The sequence below is a fragment of the Sphingorhabdus sp. EL138 genome (genome assembly GCF_900258045.1).
Lineage (GTDB): Bacteria > Pseudomonadota > Alphaproteobacteria > Sphingomonadales > Sphingomonadaceae > Parasphingorhabdus.
Window position 1 is genome coordinate 337,419 of record NZ_OGVD01000003.1, and the last position, 22,358, is coordinate 359,776.

Consider the following 22,358-nt stretch of genomic DNA (forward strand, 5'->3'; position numbering starts at 1 on the left):
AAGCGCGCAGTTAAATCAATGGATTGTCTCAGCCACTAGTCATAGACAAAGACAATAACTCACTAATTCTCCACATATATATCCACAGGCACCGTGAGATCCGCAAACACGCGGCCAATGGAAGCCATGCTGCCAGCGCCTTCGCCAATGGCCTGTTCCAGAAACATTTGTGATCCCGCACCGTTCAGCAGCACCAGAACCGTCCGCGCTTCACAAATGGCGGCCTTGGTAATGGTCACCAGCGGTGTGTCGCCATTGTCGGGCATGATCCCGGCGGCCCGTTTTTCCTTGGGACCGTCCAGCGCCTCTTCGAGGTCGGCGCTTTCGACCAGACCGGCGGTGCTGCCATCTTCGCCCATGCCGAGCCAGATCAAATCCGGTGGCCATTTGGTGTCCTGCAACCGCGCATCGGCGGCACCGCCCGCGAGATGATAGTCCTCATTCTCTGTAGCGATCGGCAGGACCCGGGCGCCGCGGGTCATAAATAGCTGCGCCAGTGCTTTCACATGGCTGCGCGGATCATCGACCGGGACCAGATAATCATCGGTCGGAATGATCGTGACATATTTCCATTTAATCTGCTTTTCGGCGAGCGCCTCAAGCACCGGCATGGCTTCTTCGCTGACCGGAAGCGCCAGCAAAGCTTCACCGCGGGCGTCGAGCGCGCTTTCGATGATGAATTTGATATCACCAACAACCGCGTCGATCATTTCCGCGCGGTCATCAAAATCCCACCATTCGAGCTGTGAATCCTCGCCTTCCGGCAAATCATCCATATCCCAAGATTCGTCTTCACTCATATTGCGTCCTGTCCTTCGGATGTCTTTTGGAGGCTTCTAATCCCTGCAGAAATCAGCACAAGGGTAAATCCCGCTTTTCAAAATGCCAAGTTTCGGCCAATTGGAAGCCGAAGAGGCGATATGCGTATGACGGAAAACTATATTCTCACCCTGACAGCGGAAGACCGGGTTGGTCTGGTGGCAGCCGTGACCGGCTTTCTCGCAGAGCATGACGGCTTCATTCTCGACAGCCAGCAATATGCCGATCTGGAGCTGGAACGTTTTTTCATGCGCGTCGAGTTCAAGGGCGCAGGCGACAAGTTTCCGGTCAGTCTCGATACTCTCACCGAGAAATTTTCGGCGGTCGGCACGCGCTATGCGCTGGATTGGACGCTCGTCAGCGGCACCGAAAAACCCAATATCGTTATCGCTGTCTCAAAAGGCAGTCATTGCCTCAATGACCTGCTGCACCGCTGGAAAACCGGCGGACTGCCGGTCAATATTGCGGGCGTGGTCAGCAATCATGACAGCTTGCGGGATCTAACCGAATGGCATGATGTCGCCTTCCACCATCTCCCTGTAACCAATGACAATCGGGCGGAGCAGGAACAGGCGATATTGGATATCATGAGCGAGCAGCAGGCCGATTATCTGATTCTTGCGCGCTACATGCAGATATTGTCCGACGATCTGAGTACCAAACTGGCCGGTCGCTGCATCAACATCCATCACAGTTTTTTGCCCGGTTTCAAAGGCGCCAGACCCTATCACCGCGCACATGAGCGCGGGGTCAAGCTTATCGGTGCCACCGCGCATTTTGTGAGCGCCGATCTTGATGAAGGGCCGATTATCGAACAAGCGGTAGAACGTGTTGACCACCGGGCGAGCGTCGAGGAGATGATCCGCATTGGCCGTGATATTGAGGCACAGGTTCTGGCCAAAGCCGTCAAATGGGCTGGTGAACACCGGATATTACTGAACGGTAATCGTACGGTTGTGTTCCGGTAAGTCTAGTTTTCGGCAGGTGATACCGGCTGAAGTGCATCGAGCACAATATTCGCCGGACGCAATATGGTCAGAGTCGCTGGTGCGCCGTTGATCTTTTCCTGTGCGGTAATATCAACCTGGATGAAATTACCCTCTTCCGTCAGCCTCGCGCTTTGCGTCCATGTCCAGCCGAGCCCGCCATTTTCTTCCTCGCCGCTGCTTTCGCCGAGGCTGGGAGGGCGCGGATCGGTCAATATTTCCACCGCCCGGTTGCGGACAACAGATTGGGCCACGACCCGCAATTCCAGTTCGGCTGCATTGCGCGTCGTAAAGCCCTGCAGTCTGACCAACGCGAGCGCCGCCAGGCTGAAGACCGAAAGCGCAACCAGCATTTCAATCAGCGTGAAGCCGCGTTCGCCAGTGGTGTTGCTGAAGACCGTCATGGCGCTTCCTCACCGCCGGCCAATTCGACGTCTCCCATTGGTGCAATGATGATATTGCGTGCAAAATCCTTATAGTTGAGCCGCACCTCGGCGCGATCGCTGGGCAATCCCGTACTTTCAAAGCTGATCAGCAACGGTCCCGTTTCACCTACAGAGGCGGTCACCCCACTCGACCAGTCGGTGGACCGAAAGGGTTTGTCCTCCATCACCGACCAGGCACCTTTGCGCCGCTCCAGAAAGCTATAGCCGGAAGGCGTGACCTGAACTGCCATCGGGCGGGATTGCAAAATCGCATTGTCGCGCAGCGCGGCCGTTCGGGCTGCGAATATTTGCGCATCCTGTTCCAGATCGTTGCTACCGTCGGGAAAAGACAAAACCACAATCGATGCCATCAAGCCCAAAATCACTAGTACAATCATGAGTTCCACCAGCGTGAAGCCGGTTTCATGAGCATTGCGCAAGGTGTTTTGGCGAGGTGTCATCATGGCTGCTTATCGGTTCGGTCCGATCCCTCTCTTGCAGAAGCCGGGCGGGCCTGCAATGGATAGAGGCCACAACAAAGTGATTCAAACCAATATGCAGGTGGGGAAATTATGAGCGACGTCGTTCTCTATGACAAACAGGATCGCGTGGTAACCATTACGCTGAACAAACCGGAGACACGCAACGCGCTGTCCACCGATCTCTGTGAAGCGCTGGTTGCAGCGATGAAAAAGGCAGATGCCGACGCGAGTGTCAGCTGCGTCGTTCTGGCCGCCAATGGCAAAAGCTTCTCCTCCGGCGGCAATCTGCATGAAATCAAGGCGATGACCAAGGAGCAGAACATGTCTCCACTGGAAATCGAAAACTGGTATAAAACCGGCATCCAGCAGATTCCGCTCGCCATGGCAGAGATTTCGGTTCCAGTCATAGCCGCGGTAAACGGCCATGCCATTGGTGCGGGCAACGATCTCACCACGATGTGTGATATTCGCATTGCCAGTGAAGATGCGATTTTTGCTGAGAGCTTCCTGCGCGTTGGTATCATTCCGGGAGACGGTGGGGCATGGCTGCTGCCACGCATCATCGGGCAGGCCCGCGCTAATCAGATGCTGTTCACCGGTGAGTTTATTGATGCGCACAAGGCGCTTGATTACGGTCTGGTGTCCGAAGTTGTGGCCAATGACGAGTTGCTCAAACGCGCTTACGAACTGGCCGAGCAAGTGGTTGCCCTGCCCCCGCTGGCGATCCGCAAAACCAAGGAACTGGTCCGCACCGCCCAAAGTGTGACGCTGAAAGAAAATCTCGATCAGGCGGCGCTGTTCCAGGGGGTCCTGCAACAGCTGGACGATCATCAGGAAGCGATTGATGCAATCCTGGAGAAGCGCAAGCCGGTATTCAAGGGCCAATAAGAGAGGGCAGTGATCATGAGAAAATTTGTTGTTCCGCTTTTAACATTGGCCATCGCAACGACCGCCTATGCCGCGCCGCCTGAGGGTGTCGCAACTGAGGCCACCAAAAAAGCCAATGCGGACTTTGGTGCCCGCCTTCCCATTGCAGACCAAAATGATTTCGAAAATGCCAATCGTGGTTTCCTTGCCAAAATCGAAAAACCGATTCTCAATGAAGATGGATCGGTTGCGTGGGACTCGAGCCAGTTTGATTTTGTAAAAGGTGATGCGCCGGACACGGTAAATCCTTCGCTTTGGCGGCAAGGCAAGCTCAACAGCATCCACGGCCTGTTTGAAGTTGTTCCCGGCATATATCAAATTCGCGGCTATGATCTGGCGCAGATGACGTTGATCGCAGGTGAAAAAGGCTGGATCATAGTAGACCCGCTGACCACACCCGCACCGGCCAAGGCTGGCTTGGCTCTGGCCAATAAAACGCTCGGGAAACGACCCGTCAGTGCAGTCTTGTTTACCCATAGTCACGGTGATCACTATGGCGGTGTCAACGGTGTCTTGGGCAAGCTTGATCTTGCCTATGACGATGTCCAGATCATCGCGCCGCACGGATTTGTCAGAGAATCCATCGGCGAAGCAGTTATCGCCGGCACAGCGATGAGCAGGCGGGTGCAGTTTCAATTTGGTACCACTTTACCAGCAGGGAAAACAGGTCATATCGGCGGTGGTCTGGGACAAGCGCTGTCGCGCGGCGATGTGGCGCTGGTGCCGCCAACGAAGACTATTGGCGAAGATGGTGAAAAGCTGGTCATTGATGGCATTACATTCGAATTTATGGATGCCAGTGAAACCGAAGCGCCGGCCGAGTTTGTTTTCTACCTGCCACAATTTAAGGCTTTGCATAGCGCCGAAGTGGCAACGCGAACCTTCCATAATGTGCTGACACCGCGCGGAGCATTGGTGCGTGATACGCTAAAGTGGAGCAAGGTTATCGATGCCATGTATGAAAAATATGGCGCGAAGGCGGAAATATTATTGGCCTCCCATCACTGGCCAACCTGGGGCAGTGAAAATGTGCAAACAGCCCTGAGAAACCAGCGGGGTCTGTACCGCTATGTCCATGACCAGACGATACGTCAGGCCAATCAGGGTGCAACCATGCATGAATTGGCGGAAAATATCGGCGAGCCTGATTTTGCCAAAAGCGATTTTGGCGTGCGCGATTATTATGGCACCCTTAATCACAATAGTAAGGCCGTCTATCAGCGCTATTTCGGCTGGTGGGATGCGGTTCCGGCAACCTATCATCAACTGCCGCCTGCGGAGGCTTCGGAGAAATATGTAGCGGCCATGGGCGGCGCGGAAAAAGCGCTTGCCGTAGGCGAAAAAGCGTTTGATGCCGGTGAATATCGTTGGGCGGCAACTGTGTTCAATCATATTGTCTTTGCTGATCCAGCCAATGAAACCGCTAAAAAGTGGCTAGCCTCCAGCTATGAGCAACTCGGCTTTCAGGCGGAAGCAGGCACGTGGCGCAATATCTATCTTGTCGGCGCCAAGGAATTGCGGGAAGGCAACAAGGGCTCTGGTACCGTCACCAGCTCCAACGCCAAAGTGCTCAACAGCATAGCGGCTATCGACTTGTTCGACGCCATTGCCACCCGTTTCAATCCGGCAAAAATGCAGGGGGGAGGCGGTATAATTCAGTTTACTTTTGCCGATCGCAAGGAAGCGATTAATGTTGATTTCGGCAAAAGCGTTATGTTCCCGCGTGCCGGCAAGGCTGAGGCGGCTACTGCCCAGATCGGGATCAACCGGACCGACTTCACACGGCTGTTGCTGCGGCAGGCCAACCCGTTGGAACTAATCCAATCGGGCGCAATGACGGTCAGCGGGGATACCGCCCTTATGGCAGCTATGTTTGGCGCACTCGACCCGGTAGACCCGCAATTCAACGTCGTGACACCTTGATCCCAATCAACTCAAAGGCATTTTAATGCAGCGTTTCAATTTTCCTGTGGTCCAGCCTGATCCGGCGCTTGAAGAATTGCGTTCTGAATTGCAGGCATTCCTTAAAGAGGAGCGAGAGGCAGGTAACTTTCGCCCTGAACCGGAATGCTGGATGGCGTCTTCCGACACGGAATTTTCCAAGAAAATGGGAAAGCGCGGCTGGATAGGCCTGACCTGGTCGAGCCAATATGGCGGCCACGACAAGACGGCGCTTGAACGTTACATTGTGACAGAAGAAACCCTGCGCGCAGGGGCTCCGGTGGGCGCACATTGGATCGCCGATCGGCAACATGCGCCCATGCTGCTGCAATATGGAACCGAGGAACAGAAACTCGATATCCTGCCGCGGATTGCTGCTGGAGAATGCTATTTCGCCATCGGTCTTTCGGAGCCTGGCGCGGGATCGGATCTCGCCAACGTCAAAACAAAGGCCGAAAAAGTCGAAGGTGGCTGGAAAATCAATGGCCAGAAAATCTGGTCATCGGGTGCGCATATTTCGCATTATATGGTCGCCATCTTGCGCACCTCACCGGCCGATGGCCGCAACCGGCATGTTGGTCTCTCGCAAATCATGATCGATCTCAGCCTGCCCGGCGTAACCATAAAGCCGATAACCGACCTGTCCGGCGATGCGCATTTCAACGAAGTCTATTTTGAAGATGTGATTGTACCGGATGACTGTCTTCTCGGTGAAGAAGGTGGCGGCTGGAAGCAGGTGACTGGCGAGCTGGCCATGGAACGCTCTGGGCCGGAGCGGTTTTTGTCGAGCTACATCACGCTTGAAACGGCGCTCTATCAATTACGGGGCAAGCTGGGATCGGATTCCCATAGCCGTCTCGGCAAGCTGATTGCCAATCTGCGCACCTTGCGCGGCATGTCCTGGGGCATCGCCAATCTGCTCCATCAAGGCGTATCACCGGAAACCGAGGCTGCTTTGGTCAAGGATCTCGGCAATCGTTTGGAAAATGACCTGACCCTTCAAGTACGCGCCTTGCTTAACGATCTGCCAGAAGAAGAATGGAGCGATGAAATGCGGCGCATCCTTAATATCGGCATATTGCGGTCCCCGCCGAACACTTTGCGAGGCGGTACAACCGAAGTCATGCGCGGCATTACCGCGCGGCAATTGGGCCTGAGATAAGGGTAGCGCTGATGATAAATACAGAAGGCATGGTCGCTGAAACCGCAGCGAAGATTTACACCGATCTGTGCGGGCGCGAAGTGCCGCATGAAGCCGAAGCTGGCCAATATCCGCAAGCCCTATGGGACGCGCTCGCCGAAAACGGGTTGCCACTCGCTTGGGTGAGCGAAGATAATGGCGGCTTTGGTGCCGATTATGACGAGGTTTTCGGCGCCATCTGGGTGTCCGCAGAGGCAGCCTCGCCGGTGCCCTTTGCAGAAACATTGATCGCCAACTGGTTGCTCGACCGGGCTGGCGTCGCCATTCCCGACGGCGCTGCCACTTTTGCGCTTGTGGAAGGTAATGCCGCCAGCGTCCCGTTCGCCGGCACAGCCGGTCATGTGGCCGTCTATGACGCCAGCAAGAACGAAATTGCTCTCTACAAAACCGCCGACGCATCGGCGGCTGATGGGCAAGCCTTGTCACCCGACAGCGATACGCGTCTGGACTTCTCAGGCGCGACGCCCGTTGCGAGCGCCGCGACCAACCTGTCGCGCCGCGCAGTCGAGGCGCTGATCCTCACTGTCCGTGCGGTGCAAATGGCCTCGGCTATCGAAGCCGCGCTGAACCTGTCTATCGAATATGTCTCGGACCGCGAGCAGTTCGGCCGGCCATTATCGAAATTTCAAGCGATCCAACATCAACTGGCCGTTGCTGCATCAGAAAGCGCCGCCGCAACCATGGCCGCGACACAGGCTGCCAGCGCGCTGGCCCGCCACGCCGATGATCCGGAAAAGGCATGGCATGAAGCGGTTGTTGCCAAGGTTCAGATTGGTCACAGCGTCGAAGCCGTGACCGTGCCATTCCATCAGGTGCACGGGGCCATGGGCTACACGCAGGAATATGATCTGCATCATTATACCCGTCGTTTATGGGCCTGGCGCGACACGCTGGGTAATGAGCATCACTGGTCCAAATTGCTCGGCGCTGAGCTTGCCGTAACGTCACCGGACCAGATTTGGAAAGGCGTGACAACCGGCGCCTGGATTGCTAGTTAACTGCCCGATTAAACCGATTCTTGAGGCAACGCTTACTGCCTCCAATCACTCCAATGCAAGAGGACCAAATCCCATGAAAACACGCATCACAGAACTTTTCGGCATCGAACATCCGATCATTCAGGGCGGGATGCACTATGTGGGATTTGCCGAACTGGCAGCCGCTGTGTCCGAAGCTGGTGGCCTCGGCATCATCACCGGATTGACCCAGAAAACACCCGAAGATCTCGACAAGGAAATCAAGAAAGCCAAAGCGCTGACCGACAAGCCTATTGGCGTGAACCTCACCTTCCTGCCAATCGTCAACACGCCTGACTATCCTGGCTATATCAAGGCGATTATCGACAATGACATCAAGGCAGTGGAAACTGCAGGCAACAATCCGGCACAATATCTCCCGGCCCTGAAAGAAGCTGGCGTTAAGGTCATTCACAAATGCACCGCGGTGCGTCACGCTTTGAAAGCCCAGAGCATTGGCTGTGATGCCGTATCGGTCGATGGCTTTGAATGTGGCGGCCATCCCGGTGAGGACGATATCCCCAACATGATTCTGTTGCCACGCGCAGCAGATGAACTCGATATTCCATTCGTCAGCTCCGGCGGACAGGCCGATGCGCGGTCATTGGTTGCATCGCTCGCCATGGGCGCGGAAGGCATGAACATGGGCACGCGCTTCATCGCCACGAAGGAAGCGCCCGTGCATCAGAATGTTAAGGATGCAATCGTCGCCGCCAGCGAACTCGACACCCGTCTCGTCATGCGCCCGCTGCGCAATACCGAGCGTGTGCTGAACAACGCGGCGGTTGAACGGCTGCTCGAGATTGAAAAGGAAAAAGGCGGTGATCTGCAATTTACAGATATTATCGAACAGGTTGCAGGCGTCTATCCACAGATCATGATGGAAGGCACGATGGATGCGGGCGCATGGAGCTGCGGCATGGTCGCCGGCCTGATCAATGACATTCCAACTTGTAAGGAATTGATCGACGGCATCATGAATGAAGCCGACGCAATTATTCGTGGACGCCTGGAAGGTTTTCTGGCCGCCTGATCGTGGAAGCGTATCAACCGCTCCGCCGCTCCATCGCGGGCAAGAAAGCAATCATAACCGGCGCAGCCAGTGGCATGGGCCGGGCCACAGCACATTTGTTCGCCTCCGAAGGCGCGCAGGTTGCAGTGACCGATCTTGATCAGGGCGCATGCGATGCTGTTGTCGAGGAAATTGCAGCAGCCGGATATGACGGCTCTGCCGAAGCCTGGTCCCTAGATGTCAGCAATCCTGATATAATCAAGGCGGTTGTCGCCGATATTGCGCAAGCATTTGGCGGTATCGACATTCTCGTCAATAATGCTGGCTTCGCAATTCCTGCGGATATTGCCGAGGAAAGCTACGAGGACAGTTGGGAGCCGACTCTTGCAGTGATGCTGGCGGCCCACCAGCGGATGATCCGCGCCGCCTTGCCCCATTTGAGAGAGGCCGAACATCCCCGCATCGTCAATATCGCATCAACTGAGGGCTTGGGCGCATCGCCGGGCAACAGCCCCTATGTTGCAGCCAAACATGGTGTGATCGGTCTGACGAAAGGCTTGGCCGTTGATCTCGGCCGCGAAGGCATCACCGTCAATTGCATCTGCCCCGGACCGATCCGCACGGGCATTACCGATGCAATTTCGGAGGAGCATAAAACCATCTACGCGAAACGGCGCGTAGCGCTGCGCCGCTATGCCATCCCGGAAGAGGTCGCGCACATGACCTTGTCCTGCGTGCTGCCATCAGCGAGTTTCCTGACCGGCGCAGTCATCCCGGTCGATGGTGGCCTCACGATCAAGAACGCTTAACGATTCGGCAATCTGCCAAAAAGGTTATTGGCGATATTCATCGTGCCGCTTGTCCCAGTACATCTCCCCCTTGGGCCAGCCTTCCGGTGTCTCTTCCCACGGTTCCTGGCGCCCATAAGGCGTCAAATCGATCCAGGTCCAGTGGCTACCCAAATGCTCGACACCCCGCTGGTCGGTATAATAAGTGCGGTAAATCTGATCACCATCGCGCAAGAAAACACTGGCGACATGGTTTTCGCCGTCTTCATTGGTCGCGTTGAAATCATAATTAAAGTCGCTGCCAAAGGATGAAACCCACGGCAGATTCCAACCCATGCGCTGCTTATATTGCATGAGCTTTTCCAAAGGCGCGCGCGATACGAGCACGATAGACGTATCCCGGGCATGCAAATGGGCAGGATGAGACATGGCGTCCGTCACCCATGAACAGCCTGGACAACCAGCATCTGCATCCGGGGCGAACATGAAATGATAGACGATAAGCTGTTTTCGGCCTTCAAACAGGTCCAACAAGCTGACCTTGCCATCTTCGCCGTCGAATTCGTAGCTTTTCTCTATTTTCACCATCGGCAACCGGCGGCGCATGGCATTTAGAGCATCATGCGCCCGGGTCAGTTCTTTTTCTTTCTCGCGTAGCTTTTCGATTGCTGACTGCCATTCTTCATGGCTGACAATTTTCGGTTGCGCTTCCTCTCTCATCAATTCCTCCCAATGAATCGATCATTTAAGGTGCCAATAATAGCACGTTTGGAGGATCCAGGCGATTCCGGGTCGTTTTAGTCCTCGCGGACATTCTTCTGCGGTGCCAAATGGGTCCGCAATTCAAAAATATCAGGTCGCGCATAGTGGCCGGCGACATCCATATCGAATTTGCCCCGCGTCCGGTCATCGAGATCAATTTCCGCGGTCAGGATTGTTTCTTGACCGAATATTGGTCCTGCGATCACTTCTCCCGATGGGGCAATGATGCAGCTGCCACCATTGATCAGGACAGTGTCAGGACCATTGCCTTGAACCGCATCAAATTGATCGCTGTTCAATTCGATCATCCCACGCTCGAGATATTGGCAGGCCGACAATACAAAGGCACGGCTTTCCAGCGCAATGGTCTGCATCGTTGGTACCCATACCGGCCGGTCATCGACGGTCGATACGCAATAAAAATCGGGCTGGGCGTCATAATAGTAACTTCGCAGCAGCGGCATGTAATTTTCCCAGCAGATCGCGCTGACCAGTCGCCCGACGCTGCTGTCCATCACCGGTAAGTCGCTGCCGTCGCCTTGTCCCCAGATCAGCCGCTCCATCGCGGTGGGAACCAGTTTACGATGTACGCCGAGCAGCGATCCGTCTCGTTCAAAACTGAAGGTCGAGCAATAGAGCGTAGCGCCCTTGCGCTCGATGGCCCCGACGACGACCGCCAGGTCGTTAGCGGCAACGGCTTCGCGCATTTCTTCAAATTCAGGTGAACCCAATTGCACGGCATTATCTGAATAGAGGCGGAACAGCTCCCGCCCAGCATCGTCACGCGACCCTACACGGACACCAAAATCAACACCTTTGGGATAGCCGCCAACAAAGGCCTCCGGGAACACAGCCAGATCACTGTTCGCAGCTTTGGCCTCCGACAAAAGATGTGCAAATTTGCGCAGCGTCGTCGGTGTATCAAAGGGATCGGATCCGGCTTGAACCACCGAAACGATACGAGCCTTGGAATTGCTGCTCACCACTGGACCTCTTTCTGGTTTATGGAACATCCCACAAAGCCAGAACAGAGCGCAGCGCGGCCACAAATGCAAGCGGCTGATCGAGCATCAAGTGATGTTCCGCCTTGGGCACCGCGATCATCGGAATATGGGCACCTCCCAACTCACGCAAATAGGTCGCGCTATCGGCATCGAACAATCTGCTATTCTCGCCATAGATAATCGCCAACCGGTGCGACAGATCAACTATCCGTTGCGGAGCCTGCCGCCACTTTTCTTGATCATTCTCGCTACGATGGAATACTTTCGGATTGAATTTCCAGGTCCAGCCGCCTTTAACCCGGCGCATGCTGTGATAAGCCATATATTCCAGCAGAAACGGTGTCTGCACATCCTGCGGAGGGGCCAACACAAAACGTCCGCGCGCCGTTTCATAGTCGGGATAGACATTAGTTGGCCGATCCGACTTGCCGGAACCCGGAGGCCCTCCTCCGCCTTTGAAATGGGCAGCGAGTTTTTCAGGCCGCATGATCATCAGGTCGCAGATAATCAGACCGCCAAACCGCTCCCCGGCCAACTCCATCGCCGTGAGCGCAACGCCTGATCCAAAGCTGTGCGCAATGATTTTGGGTTTCACCGGACCGGAAAAAAGATCCAGCGCATCGGCGAGCGCGACCATGTCTTCGGCGCGCCGTGTTCCTTCAAACACTGCTCCAATTTCGCTTTCCCCCATGCCGGCCAGATCATAGACGATAATATCATAGTCCTCGGCAAGAAACGGAGCGATAAACGCGAAACAGCGGGCATGGGCAAGAAATCCGTGTGTCAGCAATAGCGGCGGATTGCCACGTTTGCCCCAGCGGAAATAGTGGACCTTTTGTCCGCCCACTTCGATAAAGGCTTCCTCACGCGGAACGTCCAAGGCTTCGGTAAACCAGGATGGCAGATCTTGGTCGGCAGACCAGAGATCAACAATATCTCCGCTGCCCGTCTCTATAGGGTCAGACAACCGCGATCGCCTCAATCTCTATCATCAGATCAGGCGACGCCAGCGCCGCGCAGCCGATCAAGGTGAAAGCGACCTGATTTCCATCAAGAAACGCGAGTATCTCAGGAAAGGCTTCCGCGCCTTTTCCTTCGGTATAGTCAACGATAAAGGCGCGGGCAGAAACGATATTCTCCGGCCCGGCTCCAGCCGAAGCCAATGCCTTACCGAGGTTGCTGCTCGCCATCTTCGCCTGTTCGGCCAGATTATCGGGGGCCGGATCGCCGCCCGGAGTCCAGGCCACCTGGCCAGAGATAAAAATCATCTTCCCCGGCTTACACGTCGTGACCTGCGAATAGCCCATCGAACCGGCATCCGGCAACGTATCGGGGTTGATCCGCTCGATATCAGACATGATTATTCACCTTTCCAATCGGGTTTGCGTTTCTCGGCAAAGGCACGTGAGCCTTCCTGTGCGTCTTTGGACATGAATACCGGGCCGGTAATTTCCGCCTGCTTTTTCCAGGCTTCCTCGCTGGTCCAGTCATAGCTTTCATTTATGATTTTCTTGGTCGCTTTCAATGCCAGCGGACCATTTGCGGCAACGGTGGCGGCGAGCTCGATCGCCGCATCGAGAGCAGGACCATCGGTCAGGCGATTTACGAAGCCGACGTCATAGGCACGCTGGGCAGAGAAGAAATCACCGGTCAATGCCATTTCCATGGCTATGCGTTTGCCGACCAGTTGCTGGAGCTTGATCACGCCGCCCGCTGCCGCAACGAGGGAGCGTTTTACTTCCGGAATGCCGAACTTCGCATTGCTGTTGGCGACACAAAGGTCGCAAGCCAGCGCCAATTCCAGACCGCCAGCCAGCGCATAGCCTTCCACCGCAGCGATGATCGGCTTTTCCGGTCCTTTTTCGGTAATACCGCCAAAGCCGTATCCCTTAACCGCCGGCGTTTCACCGCGAAGGAAGCCTTTCAGATCCATGCCAGAACAGAATGTGCCGCCTGCGCCGGTAATGATCCCGGCGTTGAGGCTGTTGTCATTGTCAAGCTGCTCCATCGCAGCACGGATGCCTTCCGCCGCTGCCTTGGTCATGGCGTTCTTCGCATCGGGCCGGTTGATGGTGACGATGATAAAACCGTCTTGAATATCTGTGAGCACTTCTGACATGTTGATCTCTCCTTTAAATCCTAATCAAATAGCAAGCCGGCCAGTTTCGACCGTTGGTAAGCAGCGTCGCCAATAAGCGCGCCGTCAAAAATCGCTTTGCGGCGATGCAGTTGTGCATCGCAATCATGGGTAAAACCAAAACCGCCATGGAACTGGATGGAGCGGTCGGCTGCTCGGCTATAGCTCGAATGCGCCTGAGCAGCTGCCATGCGAACCGCCACTTCGCCACGCCCCTGTTCGCCCCAACTATGGGCAGCGCTGTAGAGATGCGTGCGCGCCTTTTCATATTCAACATAATTGTCGACCGTCGGATGTTTCAATGCCTGATAGCTACCGATAATCTTGTCAAACTGCTTACGTGTCTTGAGATATTCGAGCGTGTAGTCGATCACCGCCTGCGATCCGCCTGTCATCTCGGCCGCATGAATCAAGCCTGCGGCAAGTTCAATCTTTTCAATCGTTTCACGTGTCCGGTTGCCATCAAACAGGGCATCAGCCGCTACCGTTACGCCATCAAGCGTCAGTTCATAACTGCGCGCGGTTTCATCGATAATGGCCTCGCGCCGCAATGCCCCGTCCGGCAATGCGCTGCGCTCGATCATGGCAAAGCGGACATTCCCGTCCATCTCTATTGAAGCGATAATCAGTTCCGCACTGTCGGCCCAGCACACCAATTGCTTTTTGCCGGACAAGGCAATGCCGCCTGCTGTTTCTTTACCGGTACTGGCAACATGACCGAGATTCCAGTCACCATGATCTTCCCGAAGGGCCAGCGTTGCCGCAGTGCCCGCAGTAATTTTAGGCAGCCAGGCGGCTTGCTGTGCTTCGCTCCCGCCCGCAAGCAGAGCCTGCGCTGCTATGGTCGTTGAACCAAAAGGTGTGCTCAGAAGATTGCGCCCCATTTGCTCGGCAATGGGAACCACTTCCGCCATGGAAAGGCCAACACCATCATGTGATTCGGGTATGGCTATAGCCAGCCAACCCAGGTCGCCAATTTCTCTCCAGACGTCCGGATCATAGCCGAGATCATCCTCCATCAACGCGCGAACCTTATCTATAGGAGATTTGTCGCGGCAGAAGTTGGTTGCCACATCCATCAATTCAATTTGCTCTTCGGTCGTGCCGATATCGCCTAGGTTATTCATTTATCCGTCCTGATTTGTCTTGTTTAGGCTTAGCGTGTCTTTGGCAGACCAAGGGCATGCTCGGCGACAATATTGCGCTGAATTTCGGAAGTTCCACCACCAATTGTTGCGGAGAAGCTGTTGAGATAGCTGCGGTGCCAATAACCATCATCCACCGCATTTTCGTCGCCAACATAATAGCCCGCCTTGGTCCCCTGAAAGCCTAGCGAGAATTCGGTCAGCTCGCGGATCAATTCGGTCCGGGCCAGCTTGTTCATCAGCGGCAGTCCCATGGGCTTGTCCTGCATGAGCTGTGGCATCCGGCGGCGCGTATTGTTGAGATTGAGCGCCTGGATATCGATCATATATTGCGTCATCTTGTCACGCATCACCGGATCGTCGAGCAGGGGCTTGCCATTGCGCATGGAGTTTTTCGCGAGCTCGACAATCTGCATGACATCCAGTTCCTTGACGAAATAGCCGCCCACCGGTTTGACCTTCGCACCGCGTTCATATTCCAGCGTCTTCATCGCCATCGACCAGCCATTGCCTTCCCCGCCAAACAGGCAGTCAGCCGAAATCCGCGCGTCTGTGAAAAAGGTCTGCACAAAACCATATTCCCCGGTCAGTTTCTTGATCCGGCTGGTGCTGATCCCGTCAATCTTCATTGGATTGAGGAAGAAGCTGAGGCCCTTATATTTGTTTTCCGCTTCAAAATCGGTCCGCGCGAGCAGGATCATATATTTCGCCCGGTCGCCAAGCGAGGTCCATATCTTCGACCCGTTGAGGACATATTCATCGCCGTCCTTGACCGCTTTCAGCTGCGCATTGCCAAGGTCGCTGCCATGTTCCGGCTCGGAAAAACCCTGGCACCAGATATCCTCGGCATTGAGCATGCCCTTGATATATTTTTGCTTCTGTTCCTCCGATCCGAGATCGAGGATCAGCGGTCCGGCCCAGCCATTGCCAATCGCATTGAGCATGATCGGCGCGTCATATTTTTTCATCGCCCGTGTTGCCGCGCGCTGAAAATCCGTGTGCAGGCCGCCGCCGCCATATTCTTTTGGCCAGGCCGCGCCGAGATAGCCCGCTTCATAAACCTTGCGCTGCCACTCGCGCAGGAAATCAAACTGCTCGTCCGTTGACACTTCCATGAAAGTCAGCGGCAACATGAAGCCGGGATCACGAACCGTGTTCTCCTTGAACCACGCATCGGCGGCTTCGGTATATTCCTTTAGTTCGGCTGCATCGGGCTTGTCGGCCATGGCGCTTTGCTCCTGAGATTATCTTATCAATACGGTCAGTGGCAGCAAGGACCGCCATGCCCTATTTTTGGAATCGTTGCTGATTAATTGAACGATTAAATTTAAAAAAGCAATGGTCTGAAATATCAGTCGGGAGAGCGATGATGGCAATTGAACAGAAACATGTGATGTGCCGGGCCTGTCATGCCCATTGCGGCCTGATTGTCGATTTTGAAGACGGTGTCCCAATCAAGACCCATGGCGACAAGGATAATCCGGAATTTGAAGGTTATAGCTGTATCAAGGGGCGTCAGCTTGCCAATTATCACAATTTCGATACGCGTCTGCTGACCAGCTATAAGGGCATGAAACACGGCCAGAAAGAAGCGATAAGCTGGCGCACCGCCGCAGAGGAGATAGCCGAGCGTATAGAAGCAATAGTTACCGAACATGGTCCCGACAGCGTGGCATCCTATGTTGGCACGTTCGGCTATAATAATCTCAACGGCCATGCGTTCATCCTCGCGCTGATGGATGCGATTGGATCAACGTCGGTTTACGACAGTGTCACGATTGACCAGCCTGGCAAGGGCATTGCCCGGGCGCTGGTCGGTCCATGGCTGGCCGGTGCGCCGCGTGTCGGTGATTGGGACGGGCTGATGCTGGTCGGCACCAATCCGATTGTCTCGATGAACGGCGGGCTTGGCATGAATCCGGCCAAAAAACTGCATGATGCCAAAAAGCGCGGGATGCAGCTGATCGTCATCGATCCGCGCAAAACCGACAGCGCGCGTCAGGCCGACCTGCACCTGCAATGCCGCCCCGGTGAAGACCCGATCATCCTCGGCGCGATTGCCAAAGTGGTGATTGAAGAAAAGCTTTATGACGAGCAATTCGTCGCCAACGATGTTGATGGGTTCGAAGCCCTGAAAAAAGCCGTTGCCCCATTTGACCCGGCTCTGACCGCCCAGCGCGCCGATGTGACGGCGGAGGAGATAGTTCAGGCCGCGCGGATGTATGGCAGCTGGAATAAGGGCAGCATCAGCGTCGGCACCGGACCCAATATGGCGGGCGGTGGCAATATTACCGAATATCTCAACCTGTCGCTGACCTCGATTATGGGGCACTGGCTCCGCGAAGGCGATATTAACCGGCGCAGCGGTGTGTTTATGAAACCCGCCCCGCCCGTTGCTGCCTCGCCTGGACCGATGGACGCCTGGGGCTTTGGCCGCAAGCTGCATAGCCGCGATCTCGAGCAAAGTATTTCCGGTATGCCAACCGCGGCGCTGCCCGATGAAATCCTGACGCCTGGTGACAAGCAGGTCAAAGCCCTCATCTGTCTCGGCGGTAATCCGATGCTCGCTTGGCCGGATCAGCTCAAGACTTTTGAAGCGATGAAAGCGCTCGACCTGCTCGTCTGCCTGGACCCGCGCATGTCGAAGACGGCAGAGCTGGCGGACTATGTGATTGCGCCCAAACTCCATTATGAAGTGCACGGCAATACCGCTGCGCCGGAGCTGTATGGAGGCTTTGGCGCAGGCTGGGGTTTTGAGAATAATTATGCGCAGGCGAGCCCGCCGATCATGGAATCTCCGGAAGGGTCCGACCTGTGTGAGGAATATGAATTTCTCCACACGCTTGCCAGTGAAATGGACAAGCCGCTGACAATCAAATCCTGGGCGCTGGTTTCCCATCCCGATGAGCGGGAGGAAAAAGCCACGACCTTTGAGCCCGGCGAAACCCCTGATCCGATTACTGCATGGAGTGCCGCACTCAATGGATCGCCGGTGCCGGTCGCCGATGTCTATGCCGACCCGGATGCGCACAAGGGCAAGATCATGGACGCGCAGGCGCTGATGGTGCAGCCCAAGCCTGCCGATTGGGAAGGAAAACTGTCAGTCGGCAATGCGGCGATGATGGAAGAACTGGCGGGTTATGCGCGGCGTCTCGGCCAGCCAGTGGAAGAAACTGCCTTCCCGATGCGAATGATTGGTCGGCGGATGACCGAAATTCACAACAGCAACTGGCATGAAGACCCGGTGCAACGCAAACGCGTGCCGCATCATCCAGCCTTTATGAATCCGGAAGACATGGAGGCACTGGGCCTAAGCGAAAATCAACCGGTAGAAGTGGAATCCGCACGGGCCTTTATCAGCTGCGTGGCCAAGGCGGACAAGACGGTCAAACCGGGCTGTGTGTCGCTCCCCCATAGCTGGGGCACCAATCCGGATGAGAAAGAAGACCCCTTGGGCGAAGGCGGAAATACCGGACGCCTGTCGTTCAACGACCGCGATTATGACAAGCGCACAGGCATTCCGCTGATGAGCAGCATTCCGATCCGCGTGCGGGCGAAGCAAGAAGCACTAGAAGCCGCCGAATAATCCCATAAAGGAACCTTCATGACCAATCCGCTATTCGATCTCACCGGCGAAGTCGCCGTCATCACTGGCGCCGGTCGCGGCATTGGCGAAGGCATGGCAAAGACACTCGCTGACGCCGGTTGCAACGTGGTTTGCGCCTCACGCAGCATGGACGAAATCCAGTCCGTCGCTGACGAGATCAACGCCAGCAATTCGGGCGGGCGCGCCATTGCGCAGGTCACCGATGTCACCAGCCGCAAAGATATGGAGGCGCTTGCGCAGCGTGCGGTCGATGAATTTGGCAGGCTCGACATCTGGGTCAATAATGCGGGCGGTTCGCTGGTTTCCGCGCCGCTGACCGAGCTTGATGAAGCCGAATGGGACAAGACCATGGCGGTCAACCTGACCTCGGTCTTTCACGGCGTGCGCGCCGCGTGCAAACATTTTGGCGAAGGCAGCCGGATCGTCAACACCAGCTCGATGGCTGGCCAGGACCCCTTTCCCGGAAGTGGTCATTATAGCGCCGCCAAGGCAGGCGTGCTGATGCTGACAAAAACGCTCGCCCACGAACTTGGTCCCAAAACACGGGTGAACGCGATCCTGCCCGGCTTTGTCCCCACCGAGACGGTCAAAAAAGCGCTCAGCATGAAGGACGAGGATTTTATCGGCTTCGAAGATACACTCGGCCTCCCCGCTGGCCGGTTGGGCACACCGCAGGATATCGGTGCGCTAACACTTTACCTGTGCGCACCCGCATCGGAATGGGTAACCGGGCAGTGTATCCGGATTGCCGGGACGCCTTGACCGGTCACTCAGTTGCGAAAAGGCGGTTCGGCCTGCTTCCATCATTCACACCCAAAGCCGGGCTTGTTTTTGGTATTGGTCAATGAAAAACATTTAGTATCAGTCCACTAACGACAATTTGACGCCAGCGAGTGTGACCTTTCGGCGGCGATCTCGCCTGAGCGTCACATCATCGCATATTTTCGAATGTCAAAGAGCCGGCGTAAACATAACCCATGAAAGGGACTGTAGGAAAGCGATGGGTCAACCGCTTCATCACGAAAGCGGACGGCTCTATATGATAAAACATGTCAGCCAAACTCTCTCGATGATTTCTGGCAGGCTCGCTTTTGTTAAGTGCTGATCACCTTGTCCCAAGGGCCGGTGATCGCGAAGGTTGTTGATGGTGAATAGAGATTTACAAACATCGTCGATCCATCTGGAGAGAAGCATGCACCTGCAAATTCAGTTTGGATACGGGTTCTGCCAAACATGTAGGTTTTGCCATCCGGTGTGACCCCGCGCAGGTGATTATTGGTGATATCGGTATATTGATCTTCCGACACCATCAGATGACCCGACGGCATGACGCAAATATTGTCGCCCAAATTATAGATTGTGGGATCTTCGCTTTCCAGAAAAAGAGAAAGCTTGCCCTGTTTGCCTTTGCGCCCTTCCGCCCTGCTCGGTTTGTAACGGAAAATCTGACCAAATTTCTTTGCGCCGCCGCTGGTCGAAGTAAAGAAAAGCTGCTCTTCCTTTTCGTCCCAGAAAATCCCCTCTCCCCGCGCAAATAGGGTCGCACCCAGTTTTGCTCCGCGCTCGCGCAATTCTCCGGCGCTTCTCTCTGGATTGCCAAGAGTTATCCAGCTCGCGCGGTGACTATCCCCTAAATCAATCTGCTTGCCATCCCAGTTACGCGTATCTGAAATGTCTTCAAGCGCGAGAGCCTGGAGTATGCCGCCTTCGGCCAACTTGCCTTTTACATGGGGAATAAAACGATAAAAGAGGCCGTCACCGCGATCTTCGGTCATATAGGCAATGCCTGTACGCGGATCGATGCAGACAGCTTCATGGACGAAGCAGCCCATGGCTTTCAGCGGTACGGGGTCGACAAGACCTTTGTGATCCGCCGGAACTTCAAAAATATAGCCATGATTTTTATCAACACCTTCACCCGCTTCCAGCGCGCTTTCTTCACAAGTCAGCCAGCTACCCCAGGGGGTGATCCCGCCCGAACAGTTACGAACCGTGCCCGCCAGGCTAAGATATTCATCAACGACAATACCCTTTTTCATATCATAGATCAGCGTGGTGGTACCGCCAGGAATGGGCATTTTCGACTCGTTGCTCAGCCTGTCATAGGCTTTAAAATCTTCACCAACCTTGCTGCGAAAAGGGCCTTCGCGCAATTGCCGGTGGTCCAGTTCGTGATTGCGGATCAGGGCAACCTTGCCATCCCCCATATCGATGCAGCCCATTCCATCTGCAGCATTGGGTACAACCATTCCATCACTCATCAGATTGCCCATCCGGGAAATCACTTTGTAAGAAAAGCCTTCCGGCAAATCGAGCAGACGGCCCGGATCAGGAAGCAGCTCACCATATCCGGCAACTTCATTCTTTCCTGTGAAAGGCAGGTTTGCATAAGCACGTGTTGCAAGGCCGACAAAGGCCGCACCGAGCATGGTTGCTCCAAACTGACGACGGGTAAAAATCATATCGGCCCTACTCCTTCAAAAAAAACCCTAGCTGTCCAGATATCTGTGTAACAGATAGGATGTGCGGCACGAGCTTGCAAATATTCTATCGGCGATGGTTCCCGGAACGGAGGCCGCTATCAGAAAAAAGGACCCCGGAGATAACCCCGGAGCCCTTCATGAAATAACAGACTGCTGCGCTTAGCCCACCACAATCATCGCCAGTGATCGTGCAATGAGTGCAGGTGTTTCAATACCATCGATTTCCACCGTGACATCGTAGGTCATCAACCAGCGGCCCGGTTGTTTTTCGACCGCATCTACCAGCACATGGCGCGCGCGGACTTTTGATCCGGCGCGGACGGGGTTGAGGAAGCGGACTTTGTCATAGCCATAGTTGATACCCATGACCGTGCCTTCGAGACCCAGGGTGCAGCCATAGGACATGGCTGGCAACAGCGAGAGCGTCAGCAAGCCGTGAGCGATGGTACCGCCAAAAGGCGTGGCCTTTGCTTTTTCCTCGTCAATATGGATGAACTGGTGATCTTCGGTGCAATCGGCAAATTTGTTGATCCGGTCCTGACTGGCTTCAAACCATTCGGACACGCCGACTTCCTTGCCTTTCCAGTCGTCGAGTTCGCTTGCATTAATTACTGGCATGTTCTTTCTCCTGATTGGGGGTCTTTTAACCCTTCATGACTTCCTGCATCCGGCGGAAGAATTTTCCGCCCTGACCGCCGCCATTGGCATATTCCTGCATCCCGGTTTCATCGAGAATCTGGTCGATATTTGCGGCAATGGCTTCAGCGTTTCGATCAGCTTCGGGAAGCCAGATACCCTCGGTCTCGAGGATTTTTGCGGCTGCGAAACCGCCGGCACCGGCCGTCAATATCGTCTTGGATGGCGCGCCATCGCTGCACAGATAGACCACCGCTGGCGTCACCGCTTCGGGGACCAGCAATTTCAAGGCTTCTTCCGGCATTATGTCTTCGGTCATGCGGGTAGCCGCGACCGGAGAGATACAGTTGGTGTGAATACCCTTGCCCGCGCCTTCCTGATGCAGGCTGTTCATCATGCCGACCAAAGCGAGTTTCGCGGCACCATAATTGACCTGCCCGAAATTCCCGTACAGTCCGGTGGAAGACGTGGTCATCACGATGCGGCCATATTGACGCTCGCGCATGTGGTCCCAGACCGCCTTGGTGCAATTGGCACTTCCGGTGAGATGGACATCCATCACAAACTGGAAATCTTCCATACCCATTTTGTGGAAACTCTTGTCGCGCAGCACGCCGGCATTGTTGACGAGAATATCAACATGGCCCCATTTGGCGATCGCATCGGCAACCATTTTCTCGACCGCCGGCATATCGGTAACGCTGCACCCGGCTGCCATGGCTTCACCGCCTTCGGCTTCGATCTCTGCAACAACCTGCTCCGCCACGGTGGCGGAACCGCCGGTACCGTCACGCGCGCCGCCGAAATCATTGACGACAACCTTTACGCCGCGCCGTGCGAGTTCCATCGCATGCTGCTTGCCAAGCCCGGCACCGGCGCCGGTCACTATGGCTACGCGGTCATTAAATTCTACTGTGCTCATGGGAGTTTCGCCTCTCGCTTTTTCATAGGAATGGATGTTGGCGCCGATGGATGCGCAATCAATCC

At 55.2% G+C, this 22,358-nt stretch carries 22 protein-coding genes; 9 read left to right on the forward strand and 13 right to left on the reverse strand.

The annotated features are described in order from the left end of the window. Positions 1-62: 62 nt before the first annotated feature. A complete protein-coding gene (locus tag DK507_RS07785; protein WP_254054298.1) occupies positions 63-800 on the reverse strand; it encodes a 6-phosphogluconolactonase in 738 nt (245 codons plus the stop codon). A 126-nt stretch (positions 801-926) separates the two neighbouring features. On the opposite strand from DK507_RS07785, the gene purU reads away from it, so the two are divergent. Continuing rightward, the gene (purU, locus tag DK507_RS07790; RefSeq protein WP_109355812.1) at positions 927-1,787 is read left to right on the forward strand and encodes a formyltetrahydrofolate deformylase; all 861 of its coding nucleotides are present in this window, start codon (positions 927-929) and stop codon (positions 1,785-1,787) included. Positions 1,788-1,789: 2 nt separating this feature from the next. On the opposite strand, the gene gspI is transcribed toward purU, so the two are convergent. Both gspI and gspH read right to left on the reverse strand, forming a co-directional pair. Further along, positions 1,790-2,209, reverse strand: a complete 420-nt coding sequence (gspI, locus tag DK507_RS07795; protein ID WP_109355813.1) for a type II secretion system minor pseudopilin GspI — start codon at positions 2,207-2,209, stop codon at positions 1,790-1,792. Next, on the reverse strand, positions 2,206-2,694 hold the full coding sequence (gene gspH, locus DK507_RS07800) for a type II secretion system minor pseudopilin GspH (RefSeq protein ID WP_109355814.1): 489 nt from the start codon (positions 2,692-2,694) through the stop codon (positions 2,206-2,208). The genes gspI and gspH overlap by 4 nt, the downstream gene beginning before the upstream one ends. A gap of 108 nt (positions 2,695-2,802) precedes the next feature. On the opposite strand from gspH, the gene DK507_RS07805 reads away from it, so the two are divergent. The 6 genes from DK507_RS07805 to DK507_RS07830 all read left to right on the forward strand — a co-directional run bounded on the left by DK507_RS07805 (position 2,803) and on the right by DK507_RS07830 (position 9,618). Beyond that, positions 2,803-3,600 carry an enoyl-CoA hydratase-related protein gene (locus tag DK507_RS07805; protein ID WP_109355815.1) on the forward strand — a complete coding sequence of 266 codons (798 nt, stop codon included), beginning with the start codon at positions 2,803-2,805 and terminating at the stop codon, positions 3,598-3,600. A 15-nt stretch (positions 3,601-3,615) separates the two neighbouring features. Further along, a complete protein-coding gene (locus tag DK507_RS07810; RefSeq protein WP_109355816.1) occupies positions 3,616-5,562 on the forward strand; it encodes an alkyl/aryl-sulfatase in 1,947 nt (648 codons plus the stop codon). Positions 5,563-5,587: 25 nt separating this feature from the next. Further along, complete coding sequence (locus DK507_RS07815; RefSeq protein WP_109355817.1) at positions 5,588-6,742, forward strand: acyl-CoA dehydrogenase family protein; 1,155 nt, start codon at positions 5,588-5,590, stop codon at positions 6,740-6,742. A gap of 11 nt (positions 6,743-6,753) precedes the next feature. Continuing rightward, complete coding sequence (locus DK507_RS07820) at positions 6,754-7,779, forward strand: acyl-CoA dehydrogenase family protein (RefSeq protein ID WP_109355818.1); 1,026 nt, start codon at positions 6,754-6,756, stop codon at positions 7,777-7,779. Between the two features lie 73 nt (positions 7,780-7,852). Further along, positions 7,853-8,830 (forward strand): nitronate monooxygenase family protein, encoded by a 978-nt coding sequence (locus tag DK507_RS07825; protein ID WP_109355819.1) that lies wholly within the window; start codon positions 7,853-7,855, stop codon positions 8,828-8,830. Positions 8,831-8,832: 2 nt separating this feature from the next. Continuing rightward, positions 8,833-9,618 carry an SDR family NAD(P)-dependent oxidoreductase gene (locus DK507_RS07830; RefSeq protein ID WP_109355820.1) on the forward strand — a complete coding sequence of 262 codons (786 nt, stop codon included), beginning with the start codon at positions 8,833-8,835 and terminating at the stop codon, positions 9,616-9,618. A 24-nt stretch (positions 9,619-9,642) separates the two neighbouring features. On the opposite strand, the gene DK507_RS07835 is transcribed toward DK507_RS07830, so the two are convergent. The 7 genes from DK507_RS07835 to DK507_RS07865 form a co-directional block, all read right to left on the reverse strand. Beyond that, positions 9,643-10,317, reverse strand: coding sequence for a DUF899 domain-containing protein (locus DK507_RS07835; protein ID WP_109355821.1), 675 nt, complete (start codon positions 10,315-10,317; stop codon positions 9,643-9,645). A gap of 77 nt (positions 10,318-10,394) precedes the next feature. Continuing rightward, entirely contained in the window at positions 10,395-11,342 is a 948-nt protein-coding gene (locus DK507_RS07840) for a carbon-nitrogen hydrolase family protein (protein ID WP_216822355.1), read from the reverse strand. A gap of 19 nt (positions 11,343-11,361) precedes the next feature. After that, positions 11,362-12,330, reverse strand: coding sequence for an alpha/beta fold hydrolase (locus DK507_RS07845; protein ID WP_109355823.1), 969 nt, complete (start codon positions 12,328-12,330; stop codon positions 11,362-11,364). After that, positions 12,323-12,721 (reverse strand): RidA family protein, encoded by a 399-nt coding sequence (locus DK507_RS07850; RefSeq protein ID WP_216822356.1) that lies wholly within the window; start codon positions 12,719-12,721, stop codon positions 12,323-12,325. Before DK507_RS07850 ends, DK507_RS07845 begins: the two co-directional genes overlap by 8 nt. Before the next feature lie 2 nt (positions 12,722-12,723). Next, entirely contained in the window at positions 12,724-13,482 is a 759-nt protein-coding gene (locus tag DK507_RS07855; protein ID WP_109355825.1) for a crotonase/enoyl-CoA hydratase family protein, read from the reverse strand. 20 nt (positions 13,483-13,502) lie between these two features. Continuing rightward, complete coding sequence (locus tag DK507_RS07860; protein ID WP_109355826.1) at positions 13,503-14,627, reverse strand: acyl-CoA dehydrogenase family protein; 1,125 nt, start codon at positions 14,625-14,627, stop codon at positions 13,503-13,505. Positions 14,628-14,656: 29 nt separating this feature from the next. Further along, positions 14,657-15,871, reverse strand: a complete 1,215-nt coding sequence (locus DK507_RS07865) for an acyl-CoA dehydrogenase family protein (RefSeq protein ID WP_109355827.1) — start codon at positions 15,869-15,871, stop codon at positions 14,657-14,659. A 140-nt stretch (positions 15,872-16,011) separates the two neighbouring features. Here DK507_RS07865 and DK507_RS07870 point away from each other — a divergent pair, with 140 nt between their 5' ends. Continuing rightward, positions 16,012-18,231, forward strand: a complete 2,220-nt coding sequence (locus DK507_RS07870) for a molybdopterin-dependent oxidoreductase (RefSeq protein ID WP_109355828.1) — start codon at positions 16,012-16,014, stop codon at positions 18,229-18,231. Positions 18,232-18,249: 18 nt separating this feature from the next. Then, positions 18,250-19,014 (forward strand): SDR family NAD(P)-dependent oxidoreductase, encoded by a 765-nt coding sequence (locus DK507_RS07875; protein ID WP_109355829.1) that lies wholly within the window; start codon positions 18,250-18,252, stop codon positions 19,012-19,014. 332 nt (positions 19,015-19,346) lie between these two features. Here DK507_RS07875 and DK507_RS07880 read toward each other — a convergent pair whose 3' ends face one another. From DK507_RS07880 to DK507_RS07890, 3 genes are all read right to left on the reverse strand, one after another. Next, positions 19,347-20,714: an alkaline phosphatase PhoX gene (locus DK507_RS07880; RefSeq protein WP_216822357.1), complete on the reverse strand. Its 1,368-nt coding sequence runs from the start codon at positions 20,712-20,714 to the stop codon at positions 19,347-19,349. A 180-nt stretch (positions 20,715-20,894) separates the two neighbouring features. Continuing rightward, the gene (locus DK507_RS07885) at positions 20,895-21,353 is read right to left on the reverse strand and encodes a MaoC family dehydratase (RefSeq protein ID WP_109355830.1); all 459 of its coding nucleotides are present in this window, start codon (positions 21,351-21,353) and stop codon (positions 20,895-20,897) included. A 25-nt stretch (positions 21,354-21,378) separates the two neighbouring features. Next, positions 21,379-22,293: an SDR family NAD(P)-dependent oxidoreductase gene (locus DK507_RS07890; protein WP_109355831.1), complete on the reverse strand. Its 915-nt coding sequence runs from the start codon at positions 22,291-22,293 to the stop codon at positions 21,379-21,381. Positions 22,294-22,358: the final 65 nt, after the last annotated feature.